14 protein-coding genes are annotated in these 14,962 nt (G+C 36.0%); 1 reads left to right on the top strand and 13 read right to left on the bottom strand.

What is annotated here, in order from left to right; genetic code table 11:
- Window positions 1-170 precede the first annotated feature (170 nt).
- The 7 genes from G4D63_RS19440 to G4D63_RS19410 all read right to left on the bottom strand — a co-directional run bounded on the left by G4D63_RS19440 (window position 171) and on the right by G4D63_RS19410 (window position 8,689).
- Complete coding sequence (locus G4D63_RS19440; RefSeq protein WP_204559200.1) at window positions 171-995, bottom strand: carbohydrate ABC transporter permease; 825 nt, start codon at window positions 993-995, stop codon at window positions 171-173.
- On the bottom strand, window positions 995-1,885 hold the full coding sequence (locus G4D63_RS19435) for a carbohydrate ABC transporter permease (RefSeq protein ID WP_163181727.1): 891 nt from the start codon (window positions 1,883-1,885) through the stop codon (window positions 995-997). Before G4D63_RS19435 ends, G4D63_RS19440 begins: the two co-directional genes overlap by 1 nt.
- Before the next feature lie 169 nt (window positions 1,886-2,054).
- Complete coding sequence (locus G4D63_RS19430; protein ID WP_163181726.1) at window positions 2,055-3,350, bottom strand: ABC transporter substrate-binding protein; 1,296 nt, start codon at window positions 3,348-3,350, stop codon at window positions 2,055-2,057.
- A gap of 385 nt (window positions 3,351-3,735) precedes the next feature.
- On the bottom strand, window positions 3,736-4,752 hold the full coding sequence (locus G4D63_RS19425) for a LacI family DNA-binding transcriptional regulator (protein ID WP_163181725.1): 1,017 nt from the start codon (window positions 4,750-4,752) through the stop codon (window positions 3,736-3,738).
- Between the two features lie 123 nt (window positions 4,753-4,875).
- On the bottom strand, window positions 4,876-7,107 hold the full coding sequence (locus G4D63_RS19420) for an alpha-galactosidase (RefSeq protein ID WP_163181724.1): 2,232 nt from the start codon (window positions 7,105-7,107) through the stop codon (window positions 4,876-4,878).
- Window positions 7,108-7,186: 79 nt separating this feature from the next.
- Window positions 7,187-7,972, bottom strand: a complete 786-nt coding sequence (gene modA, locus G4D63_RS19415) for a molybdate ABC transporter substrate-binding protein (RefSeq protein ID WP_163181767.1) — start codon at window positions 7,970-7,972, stop codon at window positions 7,187-7,189.
- Window positions 7,973-7,999: 27 nt separating this feature from the next.
- Window positions 8,000-8,689, bottom strand: coding sequence for an MgtC/SapB family protein (locus G4D63_RS19410; protein WP_163181723.1), 690 nt, complete (start codon window positions 8,687-8,689; stop codon window positions 8,000-8,002).
- Window positions 8,690-8,872: 183 nt separating this feature from the next.
- Between G4D63_RS19410 and G4D63_RS19405 the strand changes: the two genes are divergently transcribed.
- On the top strand, window positions 8,873-9,430 hold the full coding sequence (locus tag G4D63_RS19405; protein ID WP_163181766.1) for an rRNA adenine N-6-methyltransferase family protein: 558 nt from the start codon (window positions 8,873-8,875) through the stop codon (window positions 9,428-9,430).
- 112 nt (window positions 9,431-9,542) lie between these two features.
- Here the strand turns inward: G4D63_RS19405 and G4D63_RS19400 are convergent, their stop codons facing one another.
- The 6 genes from G4D63_RS19400 to G4D63_RS19375 all read right to left on the bottom strand — a co-directional run bounded on the left by G4D63_RS19400 (window position 9,543) and on the right by G4D63_RS19375 (window position 14,960).
- Window positions 9,543-10,259, bottom strand: coding sequence for a YwmB family TATA-box binding protein (locus tag G4D63_RS19400; protein ID WP_163181722.1), 717 nt, complete (start codon window positions 10,257-10,259; stop codon window positions 9,543-9,545).
- 62 nt (window positions 10,260-10,321) lie between these two features.
- Entirely contained in the window at window positions 10,322-10,498 is a 177-nt protein-coding gene (locus tag G4D63_RS19395; protein WP_163181721.1) for a hypothetical protein, read from the bottom strand.
- A gap of 463 nt (window positions 10,499-10,961) precedes the next feature.
- A complete protein-coding gene (locus tag G4D63_RS19390) occupies window positions 10,962-12,263 on the bottom strand; it encodes a DUF4179 domain-containing protein (RefSeq protein WP_163181720.1) in 1,302 nt (433 codons plus the stop codon).
- Window positions 12,256-12,804, bottom strand: coding sequence for an RNA polymerase sigma factor (locus tag G4D63_RS19385; RefSeq protein ID WP_163181719.1), 549 nt, complete (start codon window positions 12,802-12,804; stop codon window positions 12,256-12,258). Before G4D63_RS19385 ends, G4D63_RS19390 begins: the two co-directional genes overlap by 8 nt.
- A gap of 106 nt (window positions 12,805-12,910) precedes the next feature.
- The gene (locus tag G4D63_RS19380) at window positions 12,911-13,951 is read right to left on the bottom strand and encodes a FecCD family ABC transporter permease (protein ID WP_163181718.1); all 1,041 of its coding nucleotides are present in this window, start codon (window positions 13,949-13,951) and stop codon (window positions 12,911-12,913) included.
- Window positions 13,944-14,960 (bottom strand): FecCD family ABC transporter permease, encoded by a 1,017-nt coding sequence (locus G4D63_RS19375; RefSeq protein ID WP_163181717.1) that lies wholly within the window; start codon window positions 14,958-14,960, stop codon window positions 13,944-13,946. Before G4D63_RS19375 ends, G4D63_RS19380 begins: the two co-directional genes overlap by 8 nt.
- Window positions 14,961-14,962 lie beyond the last annotated feature (2 nt).

Raw genomic sequence — 14,962 nt, 5'->3', positions numbered from 1 at the left:
TGTTAAACCTGGTTGTAAAAATTGGCTGTGTTAACCCTTGTTGTTGAATTTCGTTGCAGGAGTCTCGCGTCCTTCCACTTCAACTCAACTGTGCAAAAAATCAACACTCGTCTTTAAACAGCCTAAAAATTAAAACGGTAACAGAGCGTTATAACATACTCCTCTTCCAATTACTTAACAGCACTTCCTAACATTCCAGAGATAAAGTGACGTTGTAGTAATAAGAAGAAAATGATAATTGGTACAGTCGCTAAAGATACACCTGCCATTACTTGACCATAATCAATTCTTGATAATCCAAATAGACTTGATAAGGCAACAGGGAATGTGTACATATCTGTTGAGCTTACAGCTACTAATGGCCATAAGAAGTTATTCCACTGAAACATAAACAGGAAGATCGCAGTTGCAGCAAGTGCTGGTTTCATGGAAGGAAGTACAACGCTCCAAAAAATCCTCCACTCTCCTGCACCGTCTATTCTTGATGCCTCTATTAAGGCGGTTGGGAAAGCCAACATATTTTGACGCATTAAGAAAATGGCAAATGGATAGGCCAAATTTGGTAAGATTAATGCTTGATAGGTGTTCAGCCAGCCTAATCCAGCCATCATTTTAAATAATGGTATGACTAGTGCATGGTAAGGTACCATCATAGAGAGAAGAAAGATAGAAAAGATTAAATCTCTTCCTTTAAATTTAAATTTTGCGAACGCATATGCTGCCATAGTTGAGATCAAGAGTGCTAATACCGTATAAGTAATTGAGACAAACAACGAATTGAACATCACTCGACCAATACCGATTGTTTCATTTAGGTTTATAATATTTTCAATAAATTTATCACCAGGTAAAAGGTTTGGTGGCTTTGCAAACATTTTTCCACTTTCATTAGTAGCACCAATTAGAGCCCAATAAAAAGGAAACAGTGAAACGATTGCACCGATGGTTAAGCCAATATATAAGAAGAGCTTTTTCAATCCCATTTTTTTCTTCATTATTTATCACCCGTTACTTTGAATTGTATAAGTGTTAAGATCCCGATTAACACAACGATTACATATGCAATTGTAGATGCATATCCAAATTCGAAATATCGGAAACCTGTTTGATACAAGTACATCCCGATAGTTAAGGTTGCATCACTTGGTCCACCTTTTGTAAGAGTAAAAGGTTCATCGAACAATTGTAATGACCCAATCGTTGATAATATCGTTGTAAATAAGATTACCGGCTTAAGTTGTGGAATAGTAATCGAGAAGAATTGTCTAATTTTTGATGCACCGTCAATACTTGCTGCTTCATACAATTCCTCAGGGATGTTTTGAAGAGCTGCTAAATAAATGACCATGTTATATCCAACCCAACGCCATGTCATAGCTATAATTAAAGCTGCTTTTGCTCCAATTGGATTTGATAGCCAGGGTATAGCATCTAAACCTACTAAACTTAGCAGCTGGTTGATGATACCATCATCCATTAACATGATAGAAAAAATGATCGCATATGCAACTAACGAGGTAACAGCGGGTAGAAAAAATGAAACTCGAAAGAATCCTTTAAGTTTCAGAAGAGCTGAATTTAGTAGAGTTGCAACAATAATAGCTAAAAATAACATCAATGGTACTTGTATAATCATTATAATGAAGGTGTTTTTTAATGCAGTTAGGAAGATTGAATCACCCAAAAGTCGTTTATAGTTATCAATTCCACTAAATTCATATACTCCACCTTGACTAGACTGAAAGCTTAATATCAATGAAGACACGATCGGATATGCCATGAAAATTGCAAATAAGATAACAGCAGGAGCTATAAAAAGATACGGAGCTATTTGATATGATTTAAATAATCTTCTTTTTTTCGTTACTACTTCTGATGATTTCATTATTAACCTTCTCCTTTAAAGGAACAATATTACTTTTCTAAAAGCTCTGTTAAACAAGATTGTTAAACGCCGTTTGGAACTTCTTATTCTCATTTTAATCAACACAATTCTTTAACAAAGCCTTTAAAAAAACGAGAGATCTAGATTTACTAAATCTCTCATTTCATTTTTAGTGACTATTAACTTCACGCTCAGTACGATCTTTTAGGCGATCAGCTGCTTCTTGTAATGCTGTTTTTGAATCTTTTCCATTAAATACATCAGCTTGAGCTTTAATTGACTCGTCTAGACCAATTGAATAGTCCTCAGTGTAATTAATAGATGGAACGTCTGGCATCTCATCTCCAAATAATTTCCAGATTGGTTGACCTCCAAAGAATTCAACTTCTGCTGTAAATGAATCAGTTTCATATACTGAAGTAAGTGAAGGGAATAAGCCATACTCTTCCATTGCTACTAACTGAGCATCAACATTAGTTGTGAAATATTCTACGAAAGAATATGCTTCTTCTTTATTTTCTGTTGCAGAAGGAATCATCCAGCTACTTCCTCCTAGGTTTGCTGCTCTGTTTCCACCTTCTTCAAATGCTGGTAATTGGAATACTCCCCAATTTCCCTTTGAATCAGCAGCTTGGTCAATAATTGTTCCATAATACCAAGCACCAAATGGAATAGTTGCTACAGAACCATCGATTGTAGCAGAAACTACACCGTTCCAACCATTAATGTTTTTAACTAAACCTGCGTCATCAAGCTTTTTCTGCATTTCCATAGCTTGAACAGCACTTGGATGAGTTAAGTCGATATTTCCTTCCGCATCATAGTAATATACACCTTGTTGGTTAAGCATCATACGGAATGTTGCATCATCTTTAAATTTATCAATTGGCAACATTTGTGCGCCAGTAGTATCTAAAATCTTTTTACCTGCCTCTAAATATTGATCCCAAGTCTCAATATCATCAGGGTTTACACCCGCTTGCTCAAATAAATCACGGCGATAGAATACCCCTGTTGGACCTGCATCAAATGGCATTGCATAATAAGTACCGTCAACCTTAGCTAAATCATTCTTAAATTGTGGGAAAAGGTTTTCATTCTCATCAAATCCTTCTTCTGAAAGATTTAGGAATCCTTTTGGAAACGCATTAACATAACCACCAATACGGTCATCCTCAACTAGAACGATATCAGGTAACCCTACCCCACCTGCAGCTAGTCCTGTAGATAGCTTGTCATATACATCTAAACGTCCAATGTCTTCAACTTTTAGTTCGACATTTGGATGATCTTTCTTATACTGTTCCATTGCAGCCTCAAGAGCACCTACGTTAACATTCCATGCCCAAGCTGTTAAAGTAACTTTGTCATCTGAACCACTACCTGATTCTTCACCGTTACTACACGCTGCTGTGAACATTGTTAGCATTACTAGTAAAACAAGGAACTTCCACGTTTTCTTCATTTCCTTATCCCCCTTCTTTTTTTGTAATCGCTTTCTTACGGCGACCACCTAACTCTTGTTTTGTTTGTAAAAGCATAATCAATATGAGTATTATAACCAGTAGTTTAGTTTCGAATTCAACTTTTAAATTTTAGTATGGTTTCGAAACCACATTAGGGGAAAATATAATAGAATTCTTTAAAATATAATCTAACACGAAATATGGTTACGTGTCCACATTAAAAAGAAAACTATTTTCCCTTCACGTTTGTACAGATTAAAAGCCACATAAGGATACTCTTACGAACTATAATTAAAATATTATGTAAAGCGAAATTTTATGCTTTGTAAACGCTTTACATAATTAGTTTATTACGATTCTATATAGTTGTCAAACTAGTTTTTTTTAAGAAATGATTTGTTTAACAGACTCTCTAATTATTAGCTCTGGTACATATTCAATGGACCTAACATCCGTATTACCTTTTAATTGTTGAAGTAAAATTTCCATTAAAGAGCGCCCGATTAAACGATTAGGAAGGCTAATAGTGGTTAAAGCAGGATTGAACATCCTCGCGATTTCCACATCATCAAAACCGGTGACAGATACATCTTCTGGTACACGAATTCCTCTTTCGTTCAAGGCTCGGATTGCACCAATTGCCATTAAATCATTGCACGCTGCTATGGCAGTAAAAGAGATGTTTTTATTTAACAATTCAATTACTTTATTGTAGCCCGAAGATAAAGTATCTTGCCAGTTAGGAACATATAGAAGGTGATCAGAACTTAGCATAACTCCATTGGAAGATAATGTATCAGCATAGCCATTAAATCTCGGATTCTCTTTTACACCATCAATACCATGTTTAGAGTATCCTAGATATACAATTTCAGTATGTCCACTATCTAGTAAATAGGTTACAGACTTCTTCATAGCTTCATACAAATTAACACTTACATTTGGAACTGAGGTCTCATTGTCAAAATCTCCATATACAGAAATGGGAATTCGTTCTTTCACTTGTTGAAAATCAACGACGTCAATGAATTCAGATTCAGTTAATATAATCAGTCCATCATAAAAACCATCATAGACTAGGTTGAATAAATTCTCTCGCTGAAGGCTTGTACTATAAATTGAAAACGTATAACCATTCTCAATGACGACTTCCTCAATTCCCTGGACAATTTCAGCGTAAAAGGGGTTACTTAAACCATGTGTAATACAAGCTACCTGACCAACCTTTTGTGTACGCAAGCTTCTTGCGATCCGATTTGGAACGTACTCTAGTTCCTTAATGGCAAGAAGTACTCGTTCTCTAACATCCTCAGAGACGTATCCATTGTTATTAAGTACTCTCGAAACTGTTGTTGGGGAAACCCCTGCCCTTTTTGCAACATCAAGTCTTGTGTATGGCATACTCTCAAATCCTTTATTCGTTTTATACTTGCCAACTATAATAATAAGCATGCTTAAACTAAAATTCAATAACAGTTATTAGAAAAAAAGAGACGTACATTACTCGTACGCCCCTTTTCAACATTATTCTACAGCACTAATTTTATAAACTTTTGAGACAAAATCGCCTACTATCCGATCTTCAGAACTTTCAGCCCCTGAGAATTCTTTTTCCAACAATAAGCCAATATTTTGAAGTTCATCACCATAGAACGTTTGACTCCGTCCCACTATTCTATACTGCTTTTCTGCAGCTAATCCCTGAAGTAAAAGGTGCTTATACCCCGGGTTAGGTCTTGCCAATACCCGGTAGTAGCCAACCAGGGCCTCTTGTTTGTCTTCTGATACAATCATCCAACTAGTTATATTACCGTCATCTGCAAATGGACTCTGTAAACGATAAAACGTTCCATTCATAATAAGATTTCGATGTTCCTTATAAAAAGTTATTTGTTTGCTCATTTTTATTTTTTCTTCCGTACTCATCTTTGTTACGTCTAATTCATAGCCTAACATCCCAAAGTAAGCAACATTAGCCCTTATATCTAGATCCGTTTTTCTACCAACCTGATGATTAGGTACGGCGGAAACATGTGCACCCATCGTACTTAACGGATACACCATAGAGGTACCATACTGAATCTTCAACCTTTCAATTGCATCGGAATCGTCACTAGTCCATGCCTGTGGAGCATAGTACAGCATTCCAGGATCAAATCGATTTCCTCCACCTGCACACGATTCAAATAATATATGAGGAAACCTTGTGATTAGACGCTCGTACAAATCATATACCCCTAAAATATAGCGGTGAGCAATCTCTCTTTGTCTTTCTGACGGAAAATGCAATGATCCTATTTCTGTCATATTACGGTTCATATCCCACTTAATATAAGATACAGGTGCATGGGCAAGAACTGCTTCCATCTGCTTATATATATGGTCGACTACTTCACTTCTTGAGAAATCCAAGATATATTGATTTCTACTAGGAGATAACTTTCGATCCGGAACTTGAATGAGCCAATCAGGATGATCTTTATATAATTCACTTTCTTTAGAGATCATTTCCGGCTCAAACCATAGCCCAAATTTTAAACCTAGCTCTTCAATTTTACGAGCTAGTCCCTCAACACCATTTGGAAGCTTCCGTTTATCTGAAAACCAATCCCCCAAAGAGGTCGTATCATTATCACGCTTACCAAACCAGCCATCATCCAATACAAAAAGTTCTACGCCTAGGTGTTTGGCTTCTTCTGCTATAGTGCAGATTTTTTCTTCATTGAAATCAAAGTAAGTCGCTTCCCAGTTATTAATCAACACAGGTCGATCTTTGTCTCTCCACTCTCCTCTAACAAGGCGTGTTCTGTAAAGTTTATGAAAGGTATTACTCATATCATTTAATCCATTCTCTGAATATACCATCACCACTTCAGGTGTTTGAAAGCTTTCTCCACTTTCTAGTAACCAATTAAAGTCAAAGGGATTAATCCCCATTGTTAATCTGGTCACATCATAGTGATCTACTTCAATCTGTGCAAGGAAGTTTCCACTATACACAAGGCTAAAGCCATATACCTCTCCACTATGTTCAGTTGTTTCAGGTCTTTTTAAAGCGACAAATGGATTATGTTGACTGCTACTAGCCCCTCTAGTTGAAGATATCCCTTGAATTCCACGCTCTAATTTTCTAGTCTTAATATGTCGCTCTCGAATCCAAGCTCCCGAAAGTTGAATCATCTCAAAATTAGCATCTCTTAAATCAACGCTGGAACTTAATGCTCTTGTAAGATTTAGCCTTTGTTCACCGAAATTACTTAGTTTTGCACTTCTAGTTATTACACTTGAATGTTCGAACGTTGTATATAACAACTTAATTTCAGCCTTGAGTAACGAATCCTCTAAAGTAACTTCAAGGGTGGTTGCTTCTTCGTCCATTTCTACATATGTTGCAGGTAGTCCGTCTAATTTAGGCTTTCCTTGGTAAATGGTATGAGTCTTGTATTCAAAGTTGGTAATTCGACTCCCATTCTCCTGCAGAATTTGATAGGCAGGCTCACGATAATCAGTAGTTCCATAAGCCGGAAATTCTTGCAATGTTAAATCTAAGGAAAACTCATGATTTCCTTCATATACAGCTGGGGTATATCCTCTAGATTGGTATCTAAGCAAATGGGAAAAGTTTTCACGGTGACGAACTTGTTTTCCATAATATAAGTGACCAAGCTGATTATTCGGTAGGATGGTAAAAATATAACTTACATCTAGTGCTTGTAAATGAAACTCTTTTGTTTTCTCATTATAATGAATTGGCAATTTAACCACTCCGAGCATTCTAATTTTTGATTCTTACTAACATAAAATATGGATTAAACTTTTAAAAACTTCCTTCTACCTAGCTATTACCCTCGACTGTACTAAACCCATACTTTTCAAATATCATTAACGCTCCCTTACTTTGTAGGTACTCATAAAATTTCCTTGTTTCCAACTTGTGGGCTGAACTACTTAAAATACCTAGCGGATAAACAATAGGTGAATGAGATTTCTTTTCAGCTACTGAAACTATTTTAACGTTCTCTGAAAGAAGCGCATCTGTATGATAAACGATGCCTGCATCTACATTTTTTGTCTCCACATATGTAAGTACCTGCCTAACATCCTTTGCAAATACTATCTTTTCTTGAATCAGATTCCACAAATCCTCTGCTTCCAAAACTTCCTTTGCATACTGTCCTGCTGGAACTGATTCAGGTATGCCGATAGAGATTCTTTCAGCATTCAGAAGATCTTGAAAAGAATGAAGATCTTCTGTCTCTTTTGATGATATAAGAACTAACTCATTTGTTAATAGAATACTTGAATCCTCTTTCTTAATCAGGTCTTCCTCCACTAATGTTACAAACTTATCCTCAGCTGCAGAAATGAACAAGTCCACTGGAGCCCCTTGTATGATTTGTTCTTGCAGAGAACCTGACGAACCAAAGCTGTAGTTAATCTTAATAGTAGGGTTTTCTTTCTCAAAGGTAGCCTTAACTTCAGCTAATGCTTCTGCTAAACTGGCTGCAGCTGAAATCGTCAGTTCAACTTGTTGATCCTCCTTATTACTAGAACATCCTGTTAATAAAACTAGGCTTGAAAAGCATAACAAAAATAGGAGTCTATATAATTGGTTAGTTATCAAGGTCCTCACCCCTATCTCTACACTCTATAAAAGCTCAATCTCAATTGAGTTTACTTCTCTTAAGTATTTAATATCCTCATATACGTCCGAAGTATATCTAGTTTGATCAATCGTAACCACTAGATCAACAAGGCGACATTCTTTAGCTTGATCATCCTTTATTTTAACTCGTTGAATAGTAATATCGAGATCTCTTACATGCTGAAAGGTTTCCTTTAAGGAAATGTCTCTTTTCACCTCTAGCTTTAATCGAATTTCTTTTTGTCTTAGCGTTTTTGGACCTATCTTTTTCAAAAGCGGACTTAACATCTCAACTGAAATAAGCATAATGACTGTTGCCAGAATTGCTTCAGTGTAGAAACCCGCTCCTACAGTAATCCCTATACCCGCTGCAGCCCAAATCATAGCAGCCGTTGTTAACCCACTAATCACATCATTATTTCTTCGTAGAATAGCACCTGCACCTAAAAAACCTACTCCAGAAATGATCTGAGCTGCAAGTCGTAAAGGATCCATTGGCTTTTCATAAGCCACTGCATAATAATTTGAAGCTTCAATCGAGACAAATGTTAATAAACATGAGCTTACTGATATGACAATAGTCGTCTTTAAACCTAAAGGCTTTTTCTTCAATTCTCGCTCTAATCCTACAGCTGCCCCTAGTACTAGTGAAAGTAGTAATTTTTGTATAAGTACATAATCAAGCCCCACCATACTCCCCCTCTTTAGCATTAATTCTTAGGATTCTATTTCATTAATGAATATATATAGTACTTATTTTACTTATATTTTTAGGTGCTTCACAATATAAAATTACTTATTCTTCAAGTGCAATTCTTTTTATATGGTAAGATAGTCTATATAAAAATTTTTCCAAAGTAAAATGGAGTGAGAACGATCAAACGCTTATCCTTTATATTTCAATATATTTTCCGTCCAAGAACGGTCGGAGCCATCACACCTAGTTCTCAATATCTTGCTCGATTAATGGTTAAGCAAATTGACTTTAAACACGCAAGGTACATAGTAGAATATGGTCCTGGAACAGGTGTTTTTACCAAACAATTATTGAAAAGAAGAAGAAAAGAAACCGTGATTATTATTATCGAAAGCAATGAAACCTTTTATCAGCACCTGATTGAGTCTTATCAGGACGAGCCTAATCTACATGTGCTCAATGCTTCAGCAGAAGATATTGAAGGGATTCTTAAACAACTCTCTATTCCATATGTAGATTTTTTCGTTTCTGGTCTCCCGTTTGCAAGTTTACCTAGACAGGTCTCTCACAATATCTTAATTAAAACGGCAAGCCTTCTATCTCCAAGAGGTAAATTTATTACCTTTCAATATAGTCGAATCAATAAATCACTATTTAATGACTACTTTAAAACTATAGAGGTTATAAGAGAGCTCAGAAACATTCCACCTGCGTATGTATATAGTTGTAGTAAATAACATCACTTTTCAATGAAGCAAATTAAAAAAGCTTGGGGTCGTCGTCCAAGCTTTTTTGTAATAGTTATTCTAGAAGTATTCTACCATTAATTAATTTGCTTATTCTATCCTTTTAATAACCTGAAGTGATAATAGGTGTTCCAATTGCTATATCGAACTGATTGGTTTCTGGGTTTGCACGTAATCCAATTTGCACATTAAATGCTTTATTACCGTTTGTTTTAATCTCCATTTCCCAGTCTTCTTTATATGCTGAAATTGATATAAAATCCTCCTCTGTCATACCTTCTATTGGTTCTGCTTCAAGGTAATCTAGGATGTGGCCCGCTTCATCTGATATATTTAAACTGTTGTTAATTGCCTTTGAACCATACACGGAATAGTAAACATTGGGATTCTTTACCTGCTCCTTGTAAGTACGTTTAAGATAGTTCCATGTATCTGAACTCCATTCATTTCCTGTTATCTCAAAGGAAAGTGAAATTCTCTTATTATGATCATCTTCATAAACCGTGATGATGGCTACTTCATTAATCGCATCAACATCACCTGTTTTCTCACCCATTAGTTGATAGTGATCCTCATGATGTTCTTGTTTATCTATATAGAATTCAAAATCCTGTGCATAAGTTTTAAGCTCATTTACTTTTTGTTTAGCTTCTTTATCCGTTGAGGCATATAGAACAGCCTCTTGCATATATATTTTCCAGCTGTTTATTGTAATACCTTGGCCTTCTGCCATTTCTACTATTTCTACCATTTGGTTTTGGCTATTTGGAATAATATTGAAAAGGACAAACATACTTAACACCATACCAATTAATTTCATTTTCCCCTCACCTCTGACTATAGCATTGCCAAATTTCAGAGTGAGTATACTAACCTAGTATATTAAAAATCTACTAATAGCTGAGCAACAGATACCACTTCCCCAACTATTTCAATTTGATATTCGTTGAAATTTCTTTTACGAGCACTTTGCCCCTTAACTCCAGCTGGATTTTCCTTGTTCGGAACTTTCGTAAATGCATCTAAGAAGAACCAAAAAGGACTGATGACCTTGGTCATCAGCCCGATTAAGAAAGTCTACGTAAATGGTATTACAATTGTTGATAATAAAAATGCACCCGATGCTACTAAATATGGGTTGAGTTTGGTTATATTTTCTCTGAATTTTGTCTTGGGGACATAGTTTCCTAGTGCTTTTGTCGATATATTTGCTTCTGCCATGTGAGGAAATACTTGACCTCCTATACTAGCAAAACAAACTACACCACCAACTACAAAGGCAACATTTACAAAATTAAAGTCAAATATATTAGAAATTAATGATGATATTCCAAATAATATTGATAAACCTACCAACACCTTAAGAAAGTATACTCTCCTAAAGATCTCCCCCATTTAACGTTATGCTGCTTAGTTGAGTATAATAAAAGCTTTGAATTGCACCTTTTTCTAATTATATCATCAATATCATTACCCTTGGTAAATTTAGGGTATTTATGTTCCAACAGGAAGATAAATTATTCTAATCTAAAGGTATCTCAATCATCTGGTTATACTCCTTGCTATAATGGATACCTTCTATTAACAATTTTTGAGGCTCGTCGTTCGTTTTAAATAGAAGCGTCCTCTCTTTTAAAACTTGCCCGTCTTGTTCTTTCTGAAATTTCTGTCCGATCGTTGTTTGCAATTCTACCCTACCCTTACTAGTTATCAAATAAACACCATCCAGCAGAATCGATTCATCCGTTGCAATTTTAATTTCTACACCATCGGAAGTGGAGGTAATTTCTCTAATGTGTAACTGACTAATCTCTTGTATAAGATAAGATTCCTGTGCTTCCGTATTTAATGTTATTGTGGTATCAAGTTCTTTGTAACCTACAAATTTCTTCACATTCAATTGTAGAGTTTTCAGATTTGAAGGCAGTGCATCAAAGTCAATCTCAAAATTCTGCCCCCCTAATCTTGAGCTTTTAACACCACTCCCCATAATAGGAACTGACTTACCATTTGCCAATAGTTCAATATCATGCAGGCCTAGATTAATACGATCAAAATTATCTACATGTAACTTTCCAGAAACAACAGTTACTGTTGGTGAGGCTAAAATGGAATGAAATTGAATTTCCCCTTGATCAACCTTCACATTCTGATTAATGGATTGTTTAGTTTCTCCCTTCATCGCTTGATTAGGATCATATGGCAAGGATATCTTGTGCTCTAACATCCTACCTCCATCGAGGTATTCCCAATAGTGAAGTGATAGCTTTTTAGCAAACGGATTGGGAGACTCAAAATCCATAGACCCCTTAAACTCAGTTCCAGCCTCGTTAATGATACCCTGACCACCCTCATAATCAGCCCTAGTAAATAAACCAGTTATGCGATTAGGCTGAAAAAGATCACTGTACGCTTTTTCCACACCATTGGGATTTGTTAATGTATAGTAAATAATCATTCGATTTGCATCTGTCATGAGGCCATTTACAGTCAGCTCTGTACCATCCGATAAAGTCTGGGTTTGATTCACAATTTGCCCTTTACCCGCTTCATTTAGCTCTTTCAATGTATGATTAAACATTTGCTCGAATCCCAGTATTTTTTTACCATAGAATGCTAAAGCATTATAATGATATCCAGCAAATAAGAAAATCATTAAAGATACAGCTAGAGACACCCAGAGAGTTGGTAATCTTCGTCTTGAATTCTGGGCAGTGGATGAATCCAATGCCATTCTTAACCGCCCCTCAAGTTCAAGTGGTGCAACTTGTAGGAGCATTCGTCGCTTCTTTTCCTCATTCAGCTTTTCTTCAATTTCATTCAACTCCATCACCTCCATACAGGCTTTTCATTCTCTTTAATCCTTGAAAAATTCTAGATTTAACTGTTCCTATAGAAACATTGGTTATCTTTGAAATAGTTTTATAATCTAAATCATGAAAGTATTTTAATTTAATAGCCTCAGCCTGCTGGTTATTTATATTCTCCAGTAATAAGTTGATATCCATTTGTTGTTCACTAAGCTCATAGGGGTCAGCATTGATTTGCTCCCTTTCCTTACGATTCACCTGGTGATGATCCCATTCACTCATGAGTATCAATTTATTCTGTTTCTTCAGTATATCCTTACACCTGTTTACTAAAATTGTTTTACTCCAGCTGTAAAAGGATTCTTCCTTATTAAGTTGGTGAATCTTCTCATAAAGGATGACAATCATTTCTTCCATTACGTCCATAGCATCATGTTGATTTCCCATATACGTATAGGCCAGCCGGTAATACTCGTCCTTTTGATTCATTACTAACTGAAGTACAGCCTCTTGATCTCTCTTTTTTGCCTTCTTGACCATTTGAACAACATCCATGCCTTCACCTCTCTCCTATATGAGTATTTTAAGCAGTAAAAAGTTCATTTTTTCGAGAATTTTTCCCACATAAAAAGGCACCTTTGTTAAAGGTACCTTTTTTTGCTTACATATGTCTATTTCTGTACAATAGATAAATAAAAAATGGAGCCCCAATTCCTGCTGTAAATACACCGGCCGGAATATCAAGTGGCAAAAAGGCGGTTCTTGCTACGATATCTGCAATAATGACCATTATTCCCCCCACTAGTGATGAAATAAAGACAAGTCCTGCAAATGACCGACCAGTAAGCAACCTTGCAATATGTGGAGCCATTAAACCGACGAAGCCTATCCCTCCTGCAAATGCTACAGCAGCACCGGCTAACCCAACACTGATTATTAGAAGAAGGAAACGATTTAATTGAACTCTGATTCCTAGTCCAACTGCAATGTCATCTCCTAATTCTTTAGCGTTAATCGTTCTCGAAAAAAATAATGTAAGAGGAATTAAGATTAGCATCCAAGGTAACATTGAATAGACATCCTGCCAATTAGCTCCATATAAACTCCCTGTTAACCATAGATAAGCTTTAGTAGTGAGCACCGTATCACTTGCCACAAGCATTAGCATGGTGAATGCTTTCATCGCAGCTGCAATTCCGATACCAACTAGTACTAATCGTATTGGGGTAACCCCTTTCTTCCAAGAAAGTACATAAATGATAGCTGTTACAATGGCTGCTCCTAAGAATGCTGCTAGCGGAAGCCATACTACACTAATTGTTCCCGTGAAATATACAATAAAGATCACTGCCCCTACAGAAGCACCACCCGTTACACCGATTATATCTGGTGATGCCAAGGGATTACGGATAATACCTTGGAGAATTAACCCCGATACGCCGAGAGCAGCCCCTACCAGAAAAGCCAGTATTGTTCTAGGGAGTCTTAGTGTATTAAGAGTAAAATCATGTTCACCACTACCATAGCCAAATAAATGTAAGATGACCGTTATAGGATTTATAAAAGTACTACCTAATGATAAACTTAACAAAAATAACAATAGAGATAGTAAGATACCAACACAAAAGATCATTACTGTTTTTCTATATAGTTGAAAAGAAAAGGAATTTTTCTTCGTTCTAACAGAGTAAATTTTAGTCATTTTTTGTAATCCCCCTACGGGCTATGTAAATGAAGAAAGGCGTCCCTAATATAGCAGTCATTACACCAATAGGCATTTCTTCAGGCATCAAGATAAATCTTGCAGCAATATCTGCTAGTAGCAATATGCTTCCTCCAACTATAGCACTGTAAGGGATTACCCAACGATAATCAGTACCTACAAGTCCTCGAACCATATGCGGAACCATTAAACCAATAAATCCAATTGAACCAGCAACAGCTACTGATCCTCCTGCTAAAAATACAACTATAATCCCAATCAGCAATTTCACTAAAATTGTATTTTGGCCTAAACCTTTAGCAATATCCTCTCCTGTGATGAGGATATTAATGGCTCTACCTAAAAACAAGGCAATGACTATTGATAAAAGCATAAAAGGCAAAACAGGTAAAAGCATATCCATACTTCTTCCTGCAACAGATCCCGCTAACCAAAATAAGACACTTTGTATTCCTTGTTCATCAATTACTAGTAATCCCTGTGTAAAGGACACAAAAAGAGCTGTTATTGCTGCACCAGCTAACACAATTTTAATAGGAGATAAACCATCCCTTCCTAATGAACCAAGGAAATACACTAAAGCACCTGCCACTGCTGCTCCAAGAAAAGCAATCCACATATAACTAACTAGTGATTCAACTGATAAAAAGGTTGCTGAAAAAACAACAAAAAATAAAGCACCCGCATTAATTCCAAAAATATCAGGAGCCGCAAGAGGATTTCTAGTTAATGCTTGCATTAAAGCTCCTGCTATCGCAAGGCTAGCACCAATTACGCAAGCAATGACAGCTCTAGACATTCTTGAAGTTGTTATGATCACATGCTCTGTGATGGACTCATCATAATTAAAAATAGCATCATAGACTAATTGAAAGGGAATTGGTGTTTTTCCAAGTGCAATGCTTAATAAGAAGGAAATAAAAAATATAATAACACTAATAACTAAACCGATCGTCTTTAAAGTTGTACTGGAAAGTAAAATTTTCATAT

Origin of the sequence: Bacillus mesophilus (genome assembly GCF_011008845.1) — a bacterium.
In the GTDB taxonomy this organism is placed as follows: Bacteria; Bacillota; Bacilli; order Bacillales; family SA4; genus Bacillus_BS; species Bacillus_BS mesophilus.
The sequence above is the reverse complement of the archived record's forward strand: the minus strand, read 5'-3'. Positions and strand labels throughout refer to the sequence as shown.

What these genes read in the sequence shown, in the direction of transcription:
- G4D63_RS19440 (WP_204559200.1), bottom strand. Translation starts at nt 995, where the DNA reads ATGAAGAAAAAAATGGGATTGAAAAAGCTCTTCTTATATATTGGCTTA.
- G4D63_RS19435 (WP_163181727.1), bottom strand. Translation starts at nt 1,885, where the DNA reads ATGAAATCATCAGAAGTAGTAACGAAAAAAAGAAGATTATTTAAATCA.
- G4D63_RS19430 (WP_163181726.1), bottom strand. Translation starts at nt 3,350, where the DNA reads ATGAAGAAAACGTGGAAGTTCCTTGTTTTACTAGTAATGCTAACAATG.
- G4D63_RS19425 (WP_163181725.1), bottom strand. Translation starts at nt 4,752, where the DNA reads ATGCCATACACAAGACTTGATGTTGCAAAAAGGGCAGGGGTTTCCCCA.
- G4D63_RS19410 (WP_163181723.1), bottom strand. Translation starts at nt 8,689, where the DNA reads ATGGTGGGGCTTGATTATGTACTTATACAAAAATTACTACTTTCACTA.
- G4D63_RS19400 (WP_163181722.1), bottom strand. Translation starts at nt 10,259, where the DNA reads ATGAAATTAATTGGTATGGTGTTAAGTATGTTTGTCCTTTTCAATATT.
- G4D63_RS19395 (WP_163181721.1), bottom strand. Translation starts at nt 10,498, where the DNA reads ATGACCAAGGTCATCAGTCCTTTTTGGTTCTTCTTAGATGCATTTACG.
- G4D63_RS19385 (WP_163181719.1), bottom strand. Translation starts at nt 12,804, where the DNA reads ATGGATGTTGTTCAAATGGTCAAGAAGGCAAAAAAGAGAGATCAAGAG.
- G4D63_RS19380 (WP_163181718.1), bottom strand. Translation starts at nt 13,951, where the DNA reads ATGACTAAAATTTACTCTGTTAGAACGAAGAAAAATTCCTTTTCTTTT.
- G4D63_RS19375 (WP_163181717.1), bottom strand. Translation starts at nt 14,960, where the DNA reads ATGAAAATTTTACTTTCCAGTACAACTTTAAAGACGATCGGTTTAGTT.